The 19,847-nt window shown below is 51.4% G+C and carries 21 protein-coding genes and 1 other annotated feature; of the genes, 14 read left to right on the top strand and 7 right to left on the bottom strand.

What is annotated here, in order from left to right; translation table 11 throughout:
• A partial coding sequence (locus AAZR23_RS19130) for a hypothetical protein (RefSeq protein WP_434694361.1) occupies nt 1-212 on the bottom strand: 212 nt, incomplete at its 3' end.
• Between AAZR23_RS19130 and AAZR23_RS19125 the strand changes: the two genes are divergently transcribed.
• Nucleotides 202-756 (top strand): recombinase family protein, encoded by a 555-nt coding sequence (locus AAZR23_RS19125; RefSeq protein ID WP_434694359.1) that lies wholly within the window; start codon nt 202-204, stop codon nt 754-756. The genes AAZR23_RS19130 and AAZR23_RS19125 overlap by 11 nt on opposite strands.
• 42 nt (nt 757-798) lie before the next feature.
• Here the strand turns inward: AAZR23_RS19125 and AAZR23_RS19120 are convergent, their stop codons facing one another.
• Complete coding sequence (locus AAZR23_RS19120; RefSeq protein ID WP_052928043.1) at nt 799-1,083, bottom strand: DinI-like family protein; 285 nt, start codon at nt 1,081-1,083, stop codon at nt 799-801.
• 49 nt (nt 1,084-1,132) lie between these two features.
• On the opposite strand from AAZR23_RS19120, the gene umuD reads away from it, so the two are divergent.
• The 4 genes from umuD (at nt 1,133) to trpR (ending at nt 5,923) form a co-directional block, all read left to right on the top strand.
• Nucleotides 1,133-1,549, top strand: coding sequence for a translesion error-prone DNA polymerase V autoproteolytic subunit (umuD, locus tag AAZR23_RS19115; protein ID WP_052928044.1), 417 nt, complete (start codon nt 1,133-1,135; stop codon nt 1,547-1,549).
• Complete coding sequence (umuC, locus tag AAZR23_RS19110; protein WP_434694357.1) at nt 1,549-2,811, top strand: translesion error-prone DNA polymerase V subunit UmuC; 1,263 nt, start codon at nt 1,549-1,551, stop codon at nt 2,809-2,811. The genes umuD and umuC overlap by 1 nt, the downstream gene beginning before the upstream one ends.
• Nucleotides 2,812-3,581: 770 nt before the next feature.
• Nucleotides 3,582-5,507, top strand: coding sequence for a murein transglycosylase (gene sltY, locus AAZR23_RS19105; protein WP_434694356.1), 1,926 nt, complete (start codon nt 3,582-3,584; stop codon nt 5,505-5,507).
• Nucleotides 5,508-5,617: 110 nt separating this feature from the next.
• Nucleotides 5,618-5,923, top strand: coding sequence for a trp operon repressor (gene trpR / locus AAZR23_RS19100; RefSeq protein ID WP_004237105.1), 306 nt, complete (start codon nt 5,618-5,620; stop codon nt 5,921-5,923).
• A 1-nt stretch (nt 5,924) separates the two neighbouring features.
• Here trpR and AAZR23_RS19095 read toward each other — a convergent pair whose 3' ends face one another.
• On the bottom strand, nt 5,925-6,788 hold the full coding sequence (locus tag AAZR23_RS19095; protein ID WP_166706944.1) for a helix-turn-helix domain-containing protein: 864 nt from the start codon (nt 6,786-6,788) through the stop codon (nt 5,925-5,927).
• Nucleotides 6,789-6,957: 169 nt separating this feature from the next.
• Here AAZR23_RS19095 and AAZR23_RS19090 point away from each other — a divergent pair, with 169 nt between their 5' ends.
• The gene (locus tag AAZR23_RS19090; protein WP_434694353.1) at nt 6,958-7,500 is read left to right on the top strand and encodes a GNAT family N-acetyltransferase; all 543 of its coding nucleotides are present in this window, start codon (nt 6,958-6,960) and stop codon (nt 7,498-7,500) included.
• Between the two features lie 64 nt (nt 7,501-7,564).
• On the opposite strand, the gene yjjX is transcribed toward AAZR23_RS19090, so the two are convergent.
• The gene (yjjX, locus tag AAZR23_RS19085; RefSeq protein ID WP_004242112.1) at nt 7,565-8,101 is read right to left on the bottom strand and encodes an inosine/xanthosine triphosphatase; all 537 of its coding nucleotides are present in this window, start codon (nt 8,099-8,101) and stop codon (nt 7,565-7,567) included.
• Between the two features lie 187 nt (nt 8,102-8,288).
• Here yjjX and gpmB point away from each other — a divergent pair, with 187 nt between their 5' ends.
• Entirely contained in the window at nt 8,289-8,936 is a 648-nt protein-coding gene (gpmB, locus tag AAZR23_RS19080; RefSeq protein ID WP_107680494.1) for a 2,3-diphosphoglycerate-dependent phosphoglycerate mutase GpmB, read from the top strand.
• 73 nt (nt 8,937-9,009) lie between these two features.
• On the opposite strand, the gene robA is transcribed toward gpmB, so the two are convergent.
• Nucleotides 9,010-9,930 carry an MDR efflux pump AcrAB transcriptional activator RobA gene (gene robA / locus AAZR23_RS19075; protein WP_166706946.1) on the bottom strand — a complete coding sequence of 307 codons (921 nt, stop codon included), beginning with the start codon at nt 9,928-9,930 and terminating at the stop codon, nt 9,010-9,012.
• A 211-nt stretch (nt 9,931-10,141) separates the two neighbouring features.
• Here robA and creA point away from each other — a divergent pair, with 211 nt between their 5' ends.
• Nucleotides 10,142-10,633 (top strand): protein CreA, encoded by a 492-nt coding sequence (gene creA / locus AAZR23_RS19070; protein WP_349417454.1) that lies wholly within the window; start codon nt 10,142-10,144, stop codon nt 10,631-10,633.
• Between the two features lie 78 nt (nt 10,634-10,711).
• Here the strand turns inward: creA and arcA are convergent, their stop codons facing one another.
• Nucleotides 10,712-11,428: a two-component system response regulator ArcA gene (gene arcA, locus AAZR23_RS19065; protein ID WP_004237112.1), complete on the bottom strand. Its 717-nt coding sequence runs from the start codon at nt 11,426-11,428 to the stop codon at nt 10,712-10,714.
• Between the two features lie 615 nt (nt 11,429-12,043).
• On the opposite strand from arcA, the gene thrL reads away from it, so the two are divergent.
• The 4 genes from thrL to thrC all read left to right on the top strand — a co-directional run bounded on the left by thrL (nt 12,044) and on the right by thrC (nt 16,914).
• A complete protein-coding gene (gene thrL, locus AAZR23_RS19060; RefSeq protein WP_127378175.1) occupies nt 12,044-12,130 on the top strand; it encodes a thr operon leader peptide in 87 nt (28 codons plus the stop codon).
• Nucleotides 12,069-12,187, top strand: a sequence feature (Thr leader region). It overlaps the preceding gene by 62 nt.
• A gap of 29 nt (nt 12,188-12,216) precedes the next feature.
• On the top strand, nt 12,217-14,676 hold the full coding sequence (gene thrA, locus AAZR23_RS19055; protein WP_166706947.1) for a bifunctional aspartate kinase/homoserine dehydrogenase I: 2,460 nt from the start codon (nt 12,217-12,219) through the stop codon (nt 14,674-14,676).
• Between the two features lie 3 nt (nt 14,677-14,679).
• Nucleotides 14,680-15,612: a homoserine kinase gene (thrB, locus tag AAZR23_RS19050; protein ID WP_434694349.1), complete on the top strand. Its 933-nt coding sequence runs from the start codon at nt 14,680-14,682 to the stop codon at nt 15,610-15,612.
• A gap of 9 nt (nt 15,613-15,621) precedes the next feature.
• Entirely contained in the window at nt 15,622-16,914 is a 1,293-nt protein-coding gene (thrC, locus tag AAZR23_RS19045; RefSeq protein WP_434694348.1) for a threonine synthase, read from the top strand.
• Nucleotides 16,915-17,005: 91 nt separating this feature from the next.
• Here thrC and yaaA read toward each other — a convergent pair whose 3' ends face one another.
• Complete coding sequence (gene yaaA, locus AAZR23_RS19040; RefSeq protein WP_166706950.1) at nt 17,006-17,788, bottom strand: peroxide stress protein YaaA; 783 nt, start codon at nt 17,786-17,788, stop codon at nt 17,006-17,008.
• A gap of 321 nt (nt 17,789-18,109) precedes the next feature.
• On the opposite strand from yaaA, the gene tal reads away from it, so the two are divergent.
• Together tal and mog are read left to right on the top strand one after the other, a co-directional pair.
• Entirely contained in the window at nt 18,110-19,063 is a 954-nt protein-coding gene (gene tal, locus AAZR23_RS19035) for a transaldolase (RefSeq protein ID WP_004237118.1), read from the top strand.
• Nucleotides 19,064-19,168: 105 nt separating this feature from the next.
• The gene (gene mog / locus AAZR23_RS19030; RefSeq protein ID WP_052926315.1) at nt 19,169-19,753 is read left to right on the top strand and encodes a molybdopterin adenylyltransferase; all 585 of its coding nucleotides are present in this window, start codon (nt 19,169-19,171) and stop codon (nt 19,751-19,753) included.
• Nucleotides 19,754-19,847 lie beyond the last annotated feature (94 nt).

The raw sequence follows: 19,847 nt of genomic DNA, 5'->3' as shown, positions 1-19,847 counted from the left end.
TCACCTGATACAACCTGAACAGCCGTCGAGTCTTTATTCAGATAATTGCCCGTTGGCTGGAAGTTGTTGTCCACCTCTGTTTTTGAATAACTATAACCGACCTCCTGATACTTTTCCGGTAAACCAAGGTTTCCGGGAATGCAGCCATAACCGGATAAATCCGTAATAATCCCGCCATTACAGCAAACATGAGGGGAAACAATGGCTGTCATCGGCTATATCCGCGTATCAACAACTGACCAAAACAGCGATTTACAGCGAAACGCGCTCATCAGCATAAATTGCGATCAGATTTTTGAGGACAAAATGAGCGGTAAAACCGCCGTCAGGCCGGGACTGAAACGGGCATTAAAGGCCATTCAGCCGGGCGATACACTGGCAGTGTGGAAACTGGACAGGCTCGGGCGCAGTGTCAAAAACCTGATAGCGCTGATATCTGATCTGCACGAACGCGGCGCACACTTCCGCTCACTGACGGACAGTATCGACACCAGTACGGCTATGTGGCGCTTTTTCTTTCACGTCATGTCAGCACTGGCAGAAATGGAACGCGAACTGATAGTAGAGCGGACATTAGCAGGGCTGGCCGCAGCGAGAGCACAGGGCAGAGTCGGCGGAAGACCAGCGGCACTGACACAAAATGATCGGGAGCAAATCGGCCGTCTGCTGGATAAAGGATATTCCCGGCAGCAGCTGGCAATTATTTATGGTGTGGGGGTATCGACTATTTACCGGTATTTTCCGGCCACGGCGTAAATAAACAAAGCCGCGCTGGTGGACGTCCGGCGCGGCTGTCGCTTACTTATCAAAATATTCTACATCATCATAGACACTTTCCATTTCCGGCATCCAGCCGTCATCCTCCCAAATCTCCTGCATAAGCGTCTCCAGATCTTCTTTTTTGTCACCTTTCTTTAATCCGTCCACAGAAAAAGCAGTATTTGATCCCCATGCTATTCGTATATCAGATTCCTGATATTTTTGAGGAATACGATTTTTAATTTCATCACGTAGTGCGTCGAAAATACCAGCAGGTAAAGTATCTTTGAGTTTTCTGTCAAAAAGTACATTGATACGAAGCATAAATCATCCTATTATTACTGTGTATTTATACAGTAAATTAGGTTCTGAAATGAAACTTGTCAAGATCAACGACGATACAATTCTGACATTGCCTTTGTTCCTGGAGCATGTCCCCGCTGGTTTTCCGTCACCGGCAGCGGACTATATCGAGGACCGCATAAACCTGAACAGCGAACTGATCCGGCACCCGGAAAGTACCTATCTACTACGGGTCGAAGGCAGTTCGATGATAGATGCGAACATCTTTGACGGCGATGTGGTTATCGTGGACAGCGCGGTAACTGCGGCTGAAGGTGATATTGTGATTGCCAGTTTTGACGGAGAATTTACTGTCAAAAAATTACAGCTGTCACCGTCTCCCATGCTGATCCCGATGAATCCGGATTACCAGCCTATTGCAATCAGCAGTGAGCAGGATTTACAGATTTTTGGTGTGGTCACCTATATCATCCACAGGGCCCGGTAATGTTTGCGCTGGTAGATGTAAACAGCTTTTACGCCAGCTGTGAAAGAGTATTCCGGCCAGACCTGACAGGCAAACCGGTTATCGTCCTGAGTAATAACGATGGCTGCGTGATTGCCCGTTCAGCAGAGGCAAAAGCCCTCGGCATCAAAATGGGGGCGCTGTATTATGAATGCCGCGCTTTTTGTAACAAAAATAATGTGACAGTATTCAGTTCAAATTATGCGCTGTACGGTGATATGAGCAGCCGTGTGATGACGTTACTGTCATCCTTCGCACCCGCTACAGAGATCTATTCTATCGATGAAGCCTTTCTCGATTTAACCGGCATGACCAGGACATTCAGCCTGGAAGATTACGGACGTGAGATACAGGCTGCCATTCTGCAGAAAACACACCTTCCGGTCGGCGTTGGTATTGCACCGACAAAGACACTCGCAAAAATCGCCAACCACGCAGCAAAAACATGGAAAAAAACCGGTGGAGTTGTAGACATTTCGGATCCGCTGCGCCAGCGTAAATTACTGGCTTTGATACCGGTCGGTGAGGTATGGGGAATCGGCCGGCGCATATCGGCCAGACTGAACACGATGGGGATCCGCACTGCATTAGATTTGGCGAACGCCGCACCTGCGACTATCCGTAAAACATTCGGTGTTGTCACTGAGCGCACGCTGCGGGAACTGAACGGGGAACCCTGTATCGAGCTGGAAGAAGTCAGAAAGGTGAAACAGCAGATCCTCTGTTCCCGGTCATTCGGTACCAAAGTGACAGACATTGTCACCATGAGAAAGGCCGTGTGTGAATATGCCGAGCGGTCAGCCGAAAAACTCCGGGAAGAAAAACAACGCTGCCGGATGATCGGGCTCTTTGTGCAGACCAGCAGACACGCCAACGGGCCGGACTATGCGAACAGTGCAAACATTTCACTCGAGTATCCCAGCTGTGACACGCGGGACATCATCAATGCCGCCATGAGAGCACTGGATAGTATCTGGTGTGACGGGTACCGGTATTATAAGGCGGGCATTATCCTGTCTGACTTCACGGACTCAGCCGTAACTCAGTTCGATATGTTCGCCACCCGGCAGCCATTCAAAAACAGTGATGAGCTGATGAAGACCATCGACACGATCAATAACAGCGGCATGGGCCGTGTGTGGTTCGCTGGTAAAGGCAGTGATAGCGGTTACAAGATGAAGCGTGAAATGTTGTCACCGGCATACACGACAAATTTTAGTCAGTTGCCGGTGGTTAAAAGCTAATGGGGCACCAGTGGGGCAAAGAGTTGTCGCAAGTGCGCACGAATGTGCGGGTGTGTGATTTTAAACAATCTTCTTACTTGTTGATTTATATAGAGTGTGCGTAACTGTGCGGGCTGTTTAAAACATGGCTCAACATCGAATAAACGTATTGAGCCAATGTAGTCTACCTTTTTTCGTTGATGGGGCATCTGCGGGGCATTATGACTAAGTTTTACGTTTAGTTAAAGCCACTCCGGTGTCAGTATTGCCCGGTTGCCGGCAGTGACCGGCGGGTACAGCAGATCACGCATTCTAACATTGGCCTGATTTATTCTCACGATGATAGTGCCGGAGGCGGGATCCGTATCATAGCGGAACGGAACTGGTGTGATACCCCGCGCCGGAAGCTGCGGTTTTATAAAAAAAAAGACGACCGGAGTCGTCTTAAATATCTTCACTTCTTATAGATATAGAGTTCGGGTTCCTGCTTACCGCAGCAAGCAGTATTTCAAATTGTTATCATGATAATTTTTAAATTTAAAATATTATATATCAATTGAATCTCTGATGCCAGATTATACAACTACTTATTGGCGGGTAATCCATCATTTATGGCATAGGGAATACACAATATGAATAGTCAGACATATATTCTGAATAATATCATTTTTTAGTGTCTGGTTATCCGGTACAACGGTATGATTTGTGTCTGCTGAGCAGGGCACTTACACTGTGTATCAGGGTCTGAAGTATTCTACAGATAAACGGGATTAAGGAGACAGGAGCAGATTATGAGGAAATGTACATGGCCGGGCGTGGCGGCTCTCAGCATGCTGATGTTTTCAGCACTGGCGTCAGCGGATTCACTGAGTGAGCAGCGTCAGCGCTATCAGGATGTCAAATCTGCGTGGGATGCCAATAATATGGCGGAAGTGGAACGCCTGATGCCGTCACTGCGGGACTATCCGCTCTATCCTTATCTGGAATACCGTGAGCTGACACAGGATATGAGCCTGCTGACAGCCGGTCAGGTGAAAACCTTTACGGATACCCATCCGAATCTGCCGTCAGCGGCAAGCCTGAAAAATAAATTTATCAGTGAACTGGCCAAACGCAATGACTGGCAGGGGTTGATCAGCTTCAGCACCACCGTGCCGAAACCGGTCAGTGCGAAGTGTGATTACTATTATGCCAACTGGCAGACCGGAAACCGTCAGGTTGCGCTCGACGGGGCAAAATCGATCTGGCCGGCAGGTAATTCTCTGCCGTCCTCCTGCGACAAGTTATTTGATGTCTGGGATCAGTCGGGCGGGCTGACACCGGAGCGTATCCTCGAACGTATCAGTCTCGCGCTGAAAAACGGCAATTCCTCTCTGGTCAGTTATCTGGCAAAACGTTTACCTGCTTCTTATCAGACCATCAGTAATGGTCTGATTAATTTACAGAAAAATCCGGCATCGGTAGTGACATTTGCACAACTGAGCCCGACTGATTTTACCCGTCAGGCTACCATTTCTGCATTTTCCGCTTACGCCCGCAAATCACCGGATGCCGCCCGCGCGGATCTGAACAGTGTGGCGCGCGCCCAGAAAATGAATGACAGCGAGCGGCAGCAACTGAAAGATGCCATTGCATGGCAGTATATGGGAAGTGATGTCACTCCGGAGCAGGCTGCCTGGCGTGATGAGGTGATTCAGGAAACGGATTCGGTGACGCTGCGTGAACGCCGTGTGCGTCTGGCACTGAGCAACGCCGATGATCGCGATCTGGATCGCTGGCTGACCCGGTTACCGGCTGATGCGCAGCAGAAAGAGGAGTGGCAGTACTGGCGCGCCGTGCTGCTGGAAAAAGGCGGTAATAAAGCCGCTGCAGATGCCATTCTGGAAAAAATCACACAGGGACGCGGGTTCTATCCGATGGTCGCGGCACAGCGTCTGGGCAAACCGTATGTCATGATGGTTAATGCAGCGGATAAACCGGACAACACGATCAGTAATCTGCCGGAGATTCAGCGTATCCGTGAACTGCTGTACTGGCAGATGGAAGGGCTGGCCCGTACCGAGTGGCTGAACCTGGTCAGCAGCCAGACACCGGCACGCAAAGCGCAGCTGGCGCGTTATGCGCTGGAACAGGGCTGGGCGGATCTGAGTGTGCAGGCAACGATCAACGGCAAGCTGTGGGATCATCTGGAAGAACGTTTCCCGCTGGCCTGGCAGAGTGAGTTTGATGAATTCACACAGAATAAAAATATCAGCAAAAGCTATGCGATGGCGATAGCCCGTCAGGAAAGTGCCTGGAACCCGCAGGCGCGTTCACCGGTCGGTGCGACCGGGCTGATGCAGCTGATGCCGGCAACGGCAAGCCAGACTGTCCGCGACAACGGCATTACGGATTACAGCAATACCGCGCAACTGGTTAATCCGCGCAAAAATATTGAGATAGGTACGGCGTATCTCAACGGCGTGTATAACCAGTTTGGTCAGAACCGTATCCTGGCGAGTGCCGCTTATAACGCGGGTCCTAACCGGGTAACCCGCTGGCTGAGCAACAGCGGCGGACGGCTGGATGCGGTTGCCTTTGTGGAAACCATTCCGTTTGCGGAAACACGGGGTTATGTGAAGAATGTGCTGGCGTTTGATGTCTTTTATCAGAACTTCCTGAAAGGGCAGCGCCCGGCGGATGTACTGACCCCTTCTGAACAATCCATGCGTTACTGATAGTCCCTTTCCGGCCCGGTTCAGCAGAAGACAGCTGCACCGGGCTTGTGTTATTCTGGCTGTACTAGTTAACGGGTACTTTTTGTACTCACGATCCTATGGGGTGACACATGACAACAGACCAACTTCAGGACAGTGACTGGCAGCGCTTTGTCAGCCTGCTGCGCAACGCCTATTCACAGGATATTGAATCCCATCTTTTTCAGCTGCTGTTTACCCCTGATGAGCGCACGGCACTCGGAACACGCGTGCGGATCGTCGAGGAACTCCTGCGCGGTAAGATGAGCCAGCGTGAACTGAAAAGTGAGCTGGGCGTCGGAATTGCAACCATCACCCGCGGCTCCAACAGCCTGAAATATGCCCCGGAAGAGGTAAAAGCCTGGCTGGAGCAGGAGCTGCTCTCCGGTAAAAAATAGTTCAGGTATGCTGCCGCCGGTAAGCGGTCAGAGAAACGCCGGTCTCCCGCCTGAAATAGCGGCACAGATAAGACGGATCATTAAAATGCAGCTTATCTGCGATCTGCTCCGCAGAGAGCGTGCTGTACCGCAGCAGTGTTTTGATCTCCGGAACAACCCGGCGGTTGATCAGTGATTTGGGCGAATGATTAAAAAACGTTTTAGTCAGCTGTGACAGATAAAACGGCGTGATATTTAACTGCCGCGCATAGAACTGCACATCCCGGTGCTCCCGGCTGTGGCGGCAGATAAGCTCCCAGAACTGCCAGCACAGTGTCTCTTTTCTGCTGTATTTCTGTGTGGCGGCAAGGGCATCCGGCGGCATTCTTTCCGCTATCCGCAAAAACAGATTCTGTAAATGATTACGCTGCATGATATGCCGGTAAACCGGACTGTTGCGGGTGATGTCACGCATTTGTGCCAGCCACATCGACAGCAGCGGTTTTTCTGCCGGTAACGGAATACAGCGCGGATATTCATGCAGAAACAGAAACAGCGGGTTAGGCAGAACATAGGCGATTTCGGCTGAAAAGGTCGCCGGGATCAGACAGTAAAATACCCGGAAACCCCGTGAGCGTTTTTTCAGCAGCGCAATCGTGTCTTCCGCCAGCACCAGAATATCCCCCGCCCTCACGGCATGAGGTTTAAAATTCAGTGTCATATTCGCGTATCCCGCCCGGCAAATCAGCAGGGCAAGATAGGCGCTGCCGAACGTCAGTGGTACTCCGCCATGATCCGCCAGTGTGCTCTCTCCTGTCAGAAGCGTGTCTGTTTCTTCTGTTAATACCGGAACCAGTTCTGTCAGTTCGCTGTCATGAGTTGTCATTTTTGCCATCCTGAAACAGATATAAGCGAAAATTTATCACAATAGTTTTCAAAAGTACCGAAAGTGCGGAGGTTTGTTGCTTACCGGATAACCATCGTCAGTTTACACTGCCTGCCATCACAGAGAGAGCCGGTATGGCTGGATGTATAACTGAAGTAAGGTAAGCAGTATGAAATTAGAAACAGAACGTATGATTTTGCGCCCGTGGGCAGAAACCGATGCCGCAGATTTGTATGAAGTGGCAAAAGATGACCGTGTCGGCCCGATAGCAGGCTGGCCGCCGCACAGCTGCGTTGCGGAAAGTGCGGATATTATCCGTACCGTCTTTAACCTCGATGAGGTTTATGCCACAGAACTGAAAGAGAGCGGACAGGCGGTGGGATGCATCGGGATTCTGATCGGTGAAAACAGCAACTTTGATATCAGTCAGCGGGAAGGCGAAATCGCCTACTGGATTGGTGTGTCGTACTGGGGGCAGGGGCTGATTCCGGAAGCGGTCAGAGAGGTGATGCGCCATGCATTTGAAACGCTGGAGCTGGATGCGCTGTGGTGCGGTTATTTTGAAAACAATGAACAGTCGCATCGTGCGCAGGCCAAATGCGGATTCCGTCATCATCATACGGAAGAAAATAAATTCAATCAGTTCCTGAATGATTACCGGACTGAACATATCAGCCGTATTACACGGGAAGAGTGGCTGGCACAGCAGTAACGGTGCCGGAAAGGTCACCGGGCCGGTTATCACCGGTCCGGTTATTCAGATCCGGTTATTCAGATCAGGATTCTTTGGTATTCAGGGATTTATAAATCTCATGCTGAATAGGCACCAGCGCCAGGATAATCGCCTGCTCATAGACACTGGTCCGGGTCAGCGCACCGCCGGTGAAGAAACCGATCGCCCCGCCTTTTTGTCTGATATCTTCGACCCCGGTCAGGTCAGCCATTTCATCACCCAGTTCACGGCCTTCACGGATCCCCGCAAGAATTTTTTCCGGCAGCATCAGACTGGCGGAACGGGATTCCCCGCGCAGCTGGCGGTGTTCAATCACAATCCAGGCAAACGTCATATCGCCTTCAATACCCGCCTCAACACCAACCCAGAAATCTGCTTCCGGTCGGACCTGACGGGCGGCATTGACGCGCTGGCGGGCGCCGGTACGGGTTTCGGTATTCCCGATTGGCTGCTGCGGCACACTGCTGTCCACATTTACATCTTCAATATCAAAATTGCCGTTACCCAGTACCACTTCAAAAGCGGAACGGATAGCCTGAATTTTGGCCGGATTAGTCGTCGCTGCGATGATATGAAACATGATAATTAACTATCCACGTAATTTTGTTTGCCGCAGTATAGCGAATATTGACGGCTTTCCGCAGATTTTTTTAGACATGGCTGTGCAGTGAAATTGTTTCAGGGAAAAGCGTGATCCCGGGAATGTTTTTACGGTATGGTAGCGGGGTAATCAAACTTTCACACAGTAAAAGCAGAGATTGATAGTTATGTCACAGGTATTTCTTGTCCGTCACGGTGAAACTGAATGGAACGTTCAGCGCCGTATCCAGGGTCATTCTGACAGTCCGTTAACCCAAAGTGGTATCGATCAGGCGAAGCAGGTTGCCGCGCGTCTGAAAAATGAAGGTATCACCCACATTATCGCCAGTGATCTGGGCCGAACACAACAGACCGCAAAACTTATTGCGGATGCCTGCGGCTGTGAGGTGATTGCTGACCCGCGTCTGCGTGAGCTCAATATGGGCGTACTGGAAAAACGTCAGATTCATACCCTGACCGCAGAAGAAGAGAGCTGGCGTAAAAGTCTGCTTAACGGTGCGGAAGACGGGCGTATTCCGGAAGGTGAGTCTCTCGCGGAGCTGGAAAGCCGGATGCGGGCGGCGCTGGAAAGTACGCTGGATCTGCCGGAAGGCAGTAAAGTCCTGCTGGTCAGTCACGGTATTGCGCTGGGATGCCTGATTGGCTCTGTGCTCGGGTTGCCGGCTTATGCGGAACGCCGCCTGCGTCTGCGTAACTGCTCATTATCCGTTCTGGAATATCAGGAAAGCCCGTGGCTGGCGGATGGCTGGGTGGTTGAAACGGCCGGTGATACGACTCATCTGAGCCTGCCGTCGCTGGATGAAGTGCAGCGCTGAGTGATTCGGTGATATCAGACACCGCCGGGTGAACAAGACACCACCGGCGGCGGTGTTTGTTCTGCGGGAGTCGTTACTGCGGGTCACGTCTGACTGGAATATAGTATTTAAATTCCTCGATATGATGGCGCGGATCGGATTCATCCACATCTGCCACATCCGGATAGCGGATGTCAGTCCCTTTTCTCAGCTTATAACGCTCAATATCGTAGCCGCGGCGGCGGGTGATGCCCAGGTGCGGTACACACTGACCGTAAATGGTGAACAGAAATTCCTGCATCGCCCCGCGGTAAGGAACGCCATTGAAGGTAAAGCAGAGATATTCCCCGGCCGGCATTTCCATTTCCCTGACATTTTCCTCTGTGGTGAACGCGGCAAACTCGCTCTCAACAGCGGTGGTATAAGTAACCGTCTGCTCATCTTCCTTATCCGGATTGCGCGTTGTGCTGTACAGCCCGTAAACATAATCCGGAATGGTTTTCGCCACGGAAATATGATGCAGCCAGAATTCCTGACGCATATGCGTACAGGCGGTTGCCCAGTCCTCCAGACGGTGTGAACAACTGTGTTCAATACCGGTTACGGTACGCGCCGGCAGTGTGACAAACTCGTGTTCAGGCAGTGGCGTGTCATCCAGCCGGATGGCAGAGCAAATACCGTCAGAGCACCATTCGTCAAGACGGCGGTACAGTGCCGGTGTTTTATTAAACTGTTTCTTGAATGCGCGGGTAAAGGTTTGCTGAGAGTCAAAACGATACTGTAGTGCAATATCTAAAATAGGACGGGCTGTCAGCCGCAGCGCAATGGCTGCGCGTGACAACCGGCGGGCACGGATGTATGCGCCGATGGCCTCACCGGTGACGTCCTTGAACATACGTTGTAAATGCCACTTGGAGTAGCCTGCCTTCGCAGCGACGTTATCGAGGGAAAGTGGCTGATCTAAATGCTCATCTAACCAACGGAGTAAATCGCGAATGATGCTGGTCTGATCCATACATCTCCCTTATTGGATTGATGAAGTTCTGAAAGAGATATAACGAATTTATATTCTAACTTGAGTGATTATCAACGAGATAATCATTTACCAATTCTTACTTTTGGCCGGAAAAAATGTTTTAAGAACAGGGCGACTATCATAAACTGGTAACATGGATTATCTTTAAAATCATACAATTTTCAAATGATTTTCTTGGGCTATTAAGATTATGAATCAGACTCGCCAGTCTATACTGGGAATTATTACAGCTATTTCATTGAGTTCGTTATCCTTTTTGAGCCATGCTGAAGAAATCGGCTCTGTGGATACCGTATTCAAAATTTTGGGGCCGGACCACAAAATTGTGGTGGAAGCCTTTGATGATCCTGATGTGGAAAATGTTACCTGTTATCTGAGCCGGGCAAAAACCGGGGGGATAAAAGGCGGGCTTGGTCTGGCGGAAGATACCTCTGATGCCGCGATTTCCTGTCAGCAGGTCGGTCCGGTCACGGTCAGTGACAAAGTGAAAAAAGGCCGCAAAGATAAAGGTCAGGTGGTATTCCAGAAACGGACATCTATGGTATTCAAGAAGTTACAGGTGGTTCGTTTCTATGACGAGAAACGTCACGCGCTGATTTATCTGACCTATTCAGATAAAGTGGTCGACGGTTCACCGAAGAATGCCCTGAGTGCGGTCCCGATTATGCCGTGGACAAAGTAAGCGGATAGCAGGATCAACAAATCCCCGGTGACGCTGAGCGGCACCGGGAATATCGTATGATGTTACCGCAGCGGAAGATTACTCTTCGAGGTCGCCGCAGAACCGGTAACCTTCGCCGTGAATGGTGGCGATGATTTCCGGGGTATCCGGTGTGGACTCGAAATGCTTGCGGATACGGCGGATGGTGACATCCACAGTACGGTCATGCGGTTTCAGTTCACGGCCGGTCATTTTCTTCAGCAGTTCAGCACGGGTCTGAATCTTGCCCGGATTCTCACAGAAATGCAGCATTGCACGGAATTCACTGCGCGGCAGTTTGTACTGCTCGCCGGTTGGTCCGATTAATGAGCGGCTGTTGATATCCAGTTCCCAGCCGTTGAACTTGTAACTTTCCACACTGCGGCGCTCTTCGCTGCCACCGGCCAGATTCATGGTCCGTGACAGTAAGTTACGCGCGCGGATAGTCAGTTCACGCGGGTTAAACGGCTTGGTGATATAGTCATCAGCACCGATTTCCAGACCGAGGATTTTATCTACTTCATTATCACGGCCGGTTAAGAACATCAGTGCCACATTTGCCTGTTCGCGGAGCTCACGCGCCAGCAACAGACCATTTTTTCCCGGGAGGTTGATGTCCATGATAACCAAATTGATATCATGGTCTGACAGCACGTTATGCATCTCTGCACCGTCAGTGGCTTCATGTACCACGTAACCCTCTGCTTCAAAAATACTTTTCAGGGTGTTACGTGTGACGATCTCATCTTCAACAATTAAAATATGCGGGGTTTGCATAGTCGCTACCTAAATTACTTAGAATAATAAGAAATCTGATTATCTGTCCGTGTAACCTGTACCGGTATCGTTGTGGTTATGTCCGGTACATCACCACGAACAGAAAAAAATCTTGTTCAGACCGCATTTTAACAATCACTCAATTCAAAAAGTAAAGAATTGAAACGATTCGTACCAATATTAGTCTATTAACACCAATATAACAGCAACCCAATCATTTACCATCCGGAAATCTAACCTTTGTTGATACATATCAAAATCAATTGTAGCACGTTAACACTATTTTCAATTGTTAATTGCGGGTTTTAATGATTGTCAAATAAATAGAGCTACAATGTTAAGCATTATATCTGACTTGTCTGATTATTGTACATTTTTTTGCCGGATAAACCGCGAAAAACGTAACTTGCACGATAAAAGTGAAAAAATACAGAAATTCAGGGTTCTGTAAAATTAAATGCCGGTTGATGAGGCGATACCCGCGTTAATTTACCGTCATTTCTTTTTATTCTGATATGTGATCAGCTTCAAACTGTCTGATTCTGACGGCAAATATGAAGAATAATTTGACATCACACTGCCTTTCCTTTAACCGTAATAGGGTTAACCAGATAAATGACAGACAGGAACTCCATGCGTAATCACAGCCTGACCATGATTATTATTACGACCACCACCATTACCACCGGCGGTGCGGGCTGACGCATATCTGAAATCACGAAAAAAGCCCGCACAATTGACTGTGCGGGCTTTTTTTTTGGACTAAAAATGGCAGGAGCAGGTAACACATGCGTGTACTTAAATTTGGCGGAACATCCGTGGCAAACGCGGATCGTATACTGAACATCGCAGGAATCGCAGAGAAAAAACTCGCGCAGGGACAGCTCGCTATGGTGCTTTCGGCACCGGCGAAAATCACTAATTACTTAGTGGCGATGGTGGAGCAGACCGTCAGCGGGCAGGAAGCAAACACATTGGTACACGATGCCGCAGCTGTTCTCGGGGCGATTCTGGACGGGTTGCGTGATGCCGTGCCGGGCTTTGAATACGACCGGCTGAAGCACGAAACAGAGCAGGAAATCAGCCGGATCCGTCAGGTACTGCATGGCGTGTCATTGCTGGGGCAGTGTCCGGACAGCATCAATGCCAATATGATCAGCTGCGGCGAACGTTTTTCCATTGCCGTGATGGCATCACTGCTGAAAGCCCGCGGCCATAAGGTTACGGTGATTGATCCGGTGGTGAATCTGCTGGCGGTCGGCGGTTATCTGGAATCCACTGTTGATATCCATGAATCAACAAAACGTATTGCCGCACTGAATATTCCGTCGGATCACATCATTCTGATGGCAGGATTCACAGCCGGTAATGAAAACGGCGAACTGGTGGTGCTGGGGCGTAACGGTTCCGACTATTCCGCCGCGGTACTGGCAGCCTGTCTGCGCGCCTCCTGCTGTGAGATCTGGACTGACGTGGACGGTGTGTATACCTGTGATCCGCGTTTTGTGCCGGATGCCCGTCTGCTGAAAGGCATGTCGTATCAGGAAGCGATGGAGCTTTCTTATTTCGGGGCAAAAGTCCTGCATCCGCGCACTATCGCGCCGATTGCGCAGTTCCAGATCCCGTGCCTGATTAAAAACACGCTCAATCCGGATGCGCCGGGCACATTAATCGGTGACGGCCAGCGTGACGACAGCCTGCCGGTGAAGGGGATCACCAACCTGAATAACATGGCGATGTTTAACGTCTCCGGGCCGGGAATGAAAGGGATGGTCGGGATGGCGGCACGGGTGTTTACCGTGATGTCCCGCCGTAATATTTCCATCGTGCTGATTACACAGTCATCTTCCGAATACAGCATCAGTTTTTGTGTGGCGCAGAAAGACAAGGCACGTACTCAGCAGGCGCTGGAAGAGGAGTTTTATCTGGAGCTGAAAGAGGGCGTACTCGACCCGCTGGATGTGCTGGATAACCTGGCTATTGTCTCCGTGGTCGGGGATGGTATGCGGACACTCAAAGGTATTTCCGCCCGGTTCTTCTCGGCACTGACCCGCGCCAATATCAATATCATTGCTATCGCGCAGGGCTCGTCCGAACGCTCAATCTCTGCGGTGGTGGATAATGATCTTGCCGCTGCCGGAGTCCGCCTGTGCCACCAGATGCTGTTTAACACCGATCGCATTGTGGAAGTGTTTGTGGTGGGGACCGGCGGGGTCGGCAGTGCGCTGCTGGAACAAATCCATCGTCAGCAGGCACGGCTGAAAGCCAGAAACATCGATCTGCGGGTCTGCGGTATTGCCAACTCCAAAGCGATGCTGACCAATATGCGCGGCATTGATTTACAGGACTGGCGTCAGTCGCTGTCGCAGGCCAAAGAGCCGTTCAGTCTCAGCCGTCTGATCCGTCTGGAAAAAGAATATCACTTCCTCAATCCGGTGATTGTGGATTGTACCTCGAATGAGGAAATCGCCCTGCAATATGCGGATTTCCTGAAAGACGGTTTCAACGTGGTGACGCCGAATAAAAAAGCTAACACGCTGTCCATGGATTATTACCATGAATTGCGCCGTGCGGCGGCATCCTCAAAACGTCAGTTCCGTTACGACACTAACGTCGGTGCCGGGCTGCCGGTGATTGAAAACCTGCAAAATCTGCTCAATGCAGGGGATGAACTGGTGCAGTTCAGCGGCATTCTGTCCGGCTCGCTCTCCTTTATTTTCGGCATGCTGGATGAGGGGATGTCGCTGTCTGAGGCAACGGCGGCGGCTAAAGCCAAAGGCTTTACCGAACCGGACCCGCGTGATGATCTTTCCGGGATGGATGTGGCGCGTAAACTGCTGATCCTCGCCCGTGAAGCGGGACTCTCTCTTGAGCTGGCGGATATTGAGGTGGATTCTGTGCTGCCGCCGGATTTTGATGCCTCCGGGGATGTGAACACCTTTATGGCGAATCTGCCGTCACTGGATGCGGCCTTTGCTGCGCGTGTGGCGAAAGCCGCAGAAGCAGGGCGCGTTTTACGCTATGTTGGCATTATCGATCACGGCCGCTGTCAGGTGAAAATCACGGAAGCAGACGGCAATGATCCGCTGTATAAAGTGAAAAACGGCGAAAACGCCCTGGCGTTTTATACCCGCTACTATCAGCCAATCCCGCTGGTACTGCGCGGTTACGGCGCGGGGAATGATGTGACAGCGGCAGGGGTGTTTGCGGACGTGCTGCGGACAATGTCATGGAAACTGGGAGTGTAAAACGTGATAAAAATTTATGCACCGGCGTCAATCGGGAATGTAAGTGTGGGGTTCGATGTGCTGGGTGCGGCAGTGTCTCCGGTCAGCGGGGCGCTGCTTGGTGACTGTGTGTCCATCGCGAAAGCAGAGACGTTTTCACTCAGAAACAGCGGTCATTTTGCCGGTAAACTGCCGGTGAATCCGAAGCACAATATTGTATATCAGTGCCATGAGCGGTTCAGTGAGATCATTAATGACGATCTGCCGGTTGTCATGGTGCTGGAGAAAAATATGCCGGTGGGATCAGGGCTGGGCTCCAGCGCCTGCTCGGTGGTGGCCGCTCTTGTGGCACTGAATGAATACACCGGCAGGCCGCTGGATGAGATGTCACTGCTGCGCCTGATGGGCGAGATGGAAGGGCGCATCTCCGGCAGTGTGCATTATGACAATGTCGCACCTTGTTTCCTGGGCGGATTACAGCTCAATATTGAAACCGGCGACAGCGTCAGCCAGACGGTACCGGGCTTTGAACACTGGTACTGGGTGATGGCGTATCCGGGCATTAAAGTCTCCACGGCGCAGGCACGGGCGATTTTACCGGCCACCTATTCACGGGCGGATATTGTCAGCCACGGGCGCAACCTGGCCGGTTTTATCCACGCCTGTCACACCGGACAGGCCGATCTGGCCGCCGCCATGATCCGCGATGTGGTGGCGGAGCCGTATCGCCGTGAATTGCTGCCGAATTTTGATGCTGTCCGTGAGCAGGTACTTGCCCGCGGCGCGAAGGCATGCGGTATCTCCGGCTCCGGTCCGACGCTGTTTGCGGTCTGCGACAGTAAATCAGCGGCAGAGCAGGCAGCGGATGTCTTCAACACACAGTATTTGCAGAACAGCGAAGGGTTTGTCCATCTGTGCCGTCTCGATCTCAAAGGCGCACGTCAGATAAGTGCATAAAGGTAAAAAATGGAACTGTACAATTTAAAAGATGAGAGTGAGAAAGTCAGTTTTGCACAGGCGGTAAAACAGGGGCTGGGACGCGGACAGGGGCTGTTCTTCCCGCGTGAGATTCCGTTCTTTGATGCAACGGAAATGGATAAGCTGCTGGCTATGGATTTTGTCAGCCGCAGCACGGCCATTCTGCATGCACTGATTGGTGATGAGATTCCGGAAGCAGAGCTGGCAGCGCGTGTCCGTGCCGCCTTTGCTTTTCCGGCACCGCTCAGTCCGGTGGAGCCGGATGTGGCCTGTCTGGAGCTGTTTCACGGCCCGACACTGGCCTTCAAGGATTTCGGCGGGCGTTTTATGGCGCAGGCGCTGGCAGCGGTTGCCGGTGACAAGCCAGTCACCATTCTGACCGCCACCTCCGGCGATACCGGTGCAGCGGTTGCTCATGCTTTTTACGGCCTGAAAAACGTGCAGGTGGTGATCCTCTATCCGCAGGGAAAAATCAGCCCGTTACAGGAAAAACTGTTCTGTACCCTCGGCGGCAATATTCACACCGTGGCGGTGCAGGATGATTTCGATGCCTGTCAGGCGCTGGTGAAACAGGCGTTTGATGATGAGGAACTGAAACAGACGCTGCATCTGAACTCGGCAAACTCCATTAACATCAGCCGTCTGCTGGCACAAATCTGCTATTACTTTGAAGCGGTGGCACAGGTTCCGGCGGAAAAACGCGGTGAACTGGTGTTCTCGGTGCCGAGCGGCAACTTCGGTGACCTGACTGCCGGGGTACTGGCGAAAGCGATGGGGCTGCCGGTAAAACGCTTTATCGCCGCGACCAATGCCAACGACACGGTGCCGCGCTATCTGACGGACGGGCAGTGGAAACCGGCGGCAACCGTGGCAACGTTATCCAATGCCATGGATGTCAGCCAGCCGAACAACTGGCCGCGTATTGAAGCACTGTTTGCACGCAAAGGCTGGTCACTGAAAGACCTGCGTTCCGGCGCGGTAAGCGACGATGAAACCCGCGAAACCATGCGTGACCTGGCTGCGAAAGGGTATATTTCCGAGCCGCATGCCGCGATCGCCTATCGTCTGCTGCGCAGTGATTTGCAGCCGGGCGAGTACGGTATTTTCCTCGGCACAGCGCATCCGGCCAAATTCCTGGAGAGTGTGGAAGCGATTCTGGACAGGAAACTGCCGTTACCGGCGGAACTGGCTGAGCGGGCTGATTTGCCGCTGCTGTCTGCGGTATTACCGGCTGATTTTGCGGCGTTGCGGGACTATCTGCTGAAGACGGTGAAACCGTAACTTCCTGTCAATTGTCACCAGCATGATGATAACGGGTAAGAGAACAAAAAGCATACTGCGCCACGGATGGCGCAGCTGAATGACCCGGCTGTTATGCTGCGTGGTGTTCCGGCCGTGTAAACACCAGTTCCCGTTCACCGGACTGACTTTCATCAAAACGGTAACCGTCGAGATTAAACTCCGTCAGCTGAGACGGCTGGGTCAGGCGGTTCTGAATAATAAACCGGCTCATCAGCCCGCGTGCTTTTTTGGCATAGAAACTAATCACTTTGTACTTGCCGTTTTTCTCATCGAAGAAAACCGGTTTGATAATCACCGCATTCAGTTTCTTCGGATTTACCGCTTTAAAGTATTCATCAGAGGCCAGATTGACCAGTACATTATCACCCTGTGCAGCCAGCGCCTGATTCAGATTATCCGTAATAATATCCCCCCAGAACGTATACAAATCTTTGCCGCGCGGATTGGCGAGTTTTGTTCCCATTTCCAGGCGGTAAGGCTGCATCAAATCCAGCGGGCGCAGCACGCCGTACAGACCGGAAAGCATACGCAGGTGCTGCTGGGCGAAATCAAAATCGGCTTCACTGAAGGTCTCCGCCTGCATGCCGGTATACACATCCCCTTTAAATGCCAGAATGGCCTGACGGGCATTATCCGGCGTGAAATCCGGCTGCCATTCCCCGAAACGGGCGGCATTCAGTCCGGCCAGCTTATCACTGATATGCATCAGCGAGCCGATATCCGCCGGCGTCAGTTTGCGGCAGGTTTCTATCAGGGTTTCTGATTGTGCCAGCAGCTCAGGCTGAGTATGGCGCTCAGTGGCTAACGGGCTGTCATAATCAAGGGTTTTTGCAGGGGAAATAGTCAGCAGCATAGTCGGCTCCGGTCTGATGTTGTCATTCTCCGGTTACTTTAACAAAAAAAAGAGGATAACGGGCAAATCACTGTAATCGGTGGCGGCGCACAAAACAGGAAACGCTCCGGATAACAACGGAATAACGGCGGAGTAAAGGGGATGCGCCGGATTTTCCCTGCTTGCGCGGCGTGCTGTCCGTGATATTATCAAATGCAGTTGCGGCATATTGCCATCTGTACTCGTTATACTTCAGGGTTTCCGGGTGTTGACTACGCAAAGTTCACCGGCAGGCATCCCGAATTATTCCGGGTATCTTCTGACATAAGATGAGAGACGAAAATGACCGATAAATTAACTTCCCTGCGTAATCTGACCACGGTCGTGGCCGATACCGGTGACATCGAAGCGATGAAACTGTATAAACCACAGGATGCCACCACCAACCCTTCTCTGATCCTCAATGCGGCGCAGATTCCGGAATACCGTAAGTTAATTGATGATGCGGTAACCTGGGCGCGTGCACAGAGCGACTCACGTGAACAGCAGATTATCGATGCCGGTGACAAACTGGCGGTGAATATCGGTCTGGAAATCCTGAAACTGATTCCGGGTCGTATCTCCACCGAAGTGGATGCCCGTCTCTCTTATGACACGCAGGCAAGTATCGCCAAAGCAAAACGTCTCATCAAACTGTATAACGATGCCGGTATCAGCAACGATCGTATCCTGATCAAACTGGCCTCCACCTGGCAGGGTATCCGTGCTGCGGAACAGCTGGAAAAAGAAGGCATCAACTGTAACCTGACACTGCTGTTCTCCTTTGCTCAGGCGCGTGCCTGTGCGGAAGCAGGTGTGTATCTGATTTCTCCGTTCGTCGGCCGTATCCTCGACTGGTACAAAGCAAACAGCGACAAGAAAGAGTTCGCACCGGCAGAAGATCCGGGCGTGATTTCAGTAACTGAAATCTACAACTACTACAAAGAGCACGGCTACAAAACCGTGGTTATGGGCGCAAGCTTCCGTAACTCAGGTGAAATCCTGGAACTGGCCGGCTGTGACCGCCTGACCATCGCCCCTGCACTGCTGAAAGAGCTGTCAGAAGCGACCGGTGCGGTTGAACGCAAGCTGGAATACAAAGGCGAAGTGAAAGCGCGTCCTGCACCGCTGACAGAAGCTGAGTTCTACTGGGGCCACCACAGTGATGCGATGGCAACCGAGAAACTGGCGGACGGTATCCGTAAGTTTGCGGTAGACCAGGGCAAACTGGAAAAAATGATCGCCGATCTGCTGTAATCGTTATAATACGTCAGATTCAGGAGGCAGCCGGGAGGCTGCCTTTTTTGTTTCCGGCGGCAATGCTATGCTGTGCCCCGGAGTCAAAATGACGTTGAGGTGACTATGAACAATGTGTTGCGCATCGGTCTTGTCTCGGTTTCTGACCGCGCATCCGGTGGTATTTATGAAGATAAAGGCATTCCGGCCTTACAGGCATGGCTGGCAAAAACTATCACCACGCCTTTTCAGACAGAAACCCGCCTGATCCCGGATGAAGAAGCGATGATCAGCCAGACGCTGTGCGAACTGGTGGATGAATTCGGCTGCCATCTGGTGCTGACAACCGGCGGAACCGGCCCGGCGCGGCGTGATGTGACTCCGGATGCAACACTGGCGGTGGCAGATCGCGAAATGCCGGGGTTCGGCGAACAGATGCGCCAGATCAGCCTGAAATTTGTGCCGACGGCAATCTTATCCCGTCAGGTGGGCGTGATCCGCAATCAGTCGCTGATCCTTAATCTGCCGGGGCAGCCGAAAGCCATTGCTGAAACCCTGGAAGGGCTGAAAGATGAAAACGGTAAGGTGATCGTTTCCGGTATTTTTGCAAGTGTACCGTATTGTATACAGTTGCTTGACGGACCTTACATTGAAACCGATCCTGAAATTGTCGCGGCATTTCGTCCGAAATCAGCAATAAAGCCGCAGTAATACTGCGTTTTCAGCATAAAATAAAAAGTATTCCCCCGGGCACCTTTCTTGTCCTATGATGCGGTTATCCGTTTATGTAAAGTAAAGATAACAG

The sequence above is a fragment of the Morganella sp. Je.2.23 genome (genome assembly GCF_051129855.1).
GTDB lineage: Bacteria > Pseudomonadota > Gammaproteobacteria > Enterobacterales > Enterobacteriaceae > Morganella > Morganella sibonii.
Note: the sequence above shows the minus strand (reverse complement) of the source record. Positions and strands in the feature narration are given on the sequence as shown.

What these genes read in the sequence shown, in the direction of transcription:
- AAZR23_RS19090 (WP_434694353.1), top strand. Translation starts at nt 6,958, where the DNA reads ATGAAATTAGAAACAGAACGTATGATTTTGCGCCCGTGGGCAGAAACC.
- AAZR23_RS19120 (WP_052928043.1), bottom strand. Translation starts at nt 1,083, where the DNA reads ATGCTTCGTATCAATGTACTTTTTGACAGAAAACTCAAAGATACTTTA.
- AAZR23_RS19125 (WP_434694359.1), top strand. Translation starts at nt 202, where the DNA reads ATGGCTGTCATCGGCTATATCCGCGTATCAACAACTGACCAAAACAGC.
- yjjX (WP_004242112.1), bottom strand. Translation starts at nt 8,101, where the DNA reads ATGTTTCATATCATCGCAGCGACGACTAATCCGGCCAAAATTCAGGCT.
- creA (WP_349417454.1), top strand. Translation starts at nt 10,142, where the DNA reads ATGAATCAGACTCGCCAGTCTATACTGGGAATTATTACAGCTATTTCA.
- thrC (WP_434694348.1), top strand. Translation starts at nt 15,622, where the DNA reads ATGGAACTGTACAATTTAAAAGATGAGAGTGAGAAAGTCAGTTTTGCA.
- trpR (WP_004237105.1), top strand. Translation starts at nt 5,618, where the DNA reads ATGACAACAGACCAACTTCAGGACAGTGACTGGCAGCGCTTTGTCAGC.
- robA (WP_166706946.1), bottom strand. Translation starts at nt 9,930, where the DNA reads ATGGATCAGACCAGCATCATTCGCGATTTACTCCGTTGGTTAGATGAG.
- gpmB (WP_107680494.1), top strand. Translation starts at nt 8,289, where the DNA reads ATGTCACAGGTATTTCTTGTCCGTCACGGTGAAACTGAATGGAACGTT.
- umuD (WP_052928044.1), top strand. Translation starts at nt 1,133, where the DNA reads ATGAAACTTGTCAAGATCAACGACGATACAATTCTGACATTGCCTTTG.
- arcA (WP_004237112.1), bottom strand. Translation starts at nt 11,428, where the DNA reads ATGCAAACCCCGCATATTTTAATTGTTGAAGATGAGATCGTCACACGT.
- tal (WP_004237118.1), top strand. Translation starts at nt 18,110, where the DNA reads ATGACCGATAAATTAACTTCCCTGCGTAATCTGACCACGGTCGTGGCC.
- umuC (WP_434694357.1), top strand. Translation starts at nt 1,549, where the DNA reads ATGTTTGCGCTGGTAGATGTAAACAGCTTTTACGCCAGCTGTGAAAGA.
- thrA (WP_166706947.1), top strand. Translation starts at nt 12,217, where the DNA reads ATGCGTGTACTTAAATTTGGCGGAACATCCGTGGCAAACGCGGATCGT.
- sltY (WP_434694356.1), top strand. Translation starts at nt 3,582, where the DNA reads ATGAGGAAATGTACATGGCCGGGCGTGGCGGCTCTCAGCATGCTGATG.
- AAZR23_RS19095 (WP_166706944.1), bottom strand. Translation starts at nt 6,788, where the DNA reads ATGACAACTCATGACAGCGAACTGACAGAACTGGTTCCGGTATTAACA.
- yaaA (WP_166706950.1), bottom strand. Translation starts at nt 17,788, where the DNA reads ATGCTGCTGACTATTTCCCCTGCAAAAACCCTTGATTATGACAGCCCG.
- thrL (WP_127378175.1), top strand. Translation starts at nt 12,044, where the DNA reads ATGACAGACAGGAACTCCATGCGTAATCACAGCCTGACCATGATTATT.
- mog (WP_052926315.1), top strand. Translation starts at nt 19,169, where the DNA reads ATGAACAATGTGTTGCGCATCGGTCTTGTCTCGGTTTCTGACCGCGCA.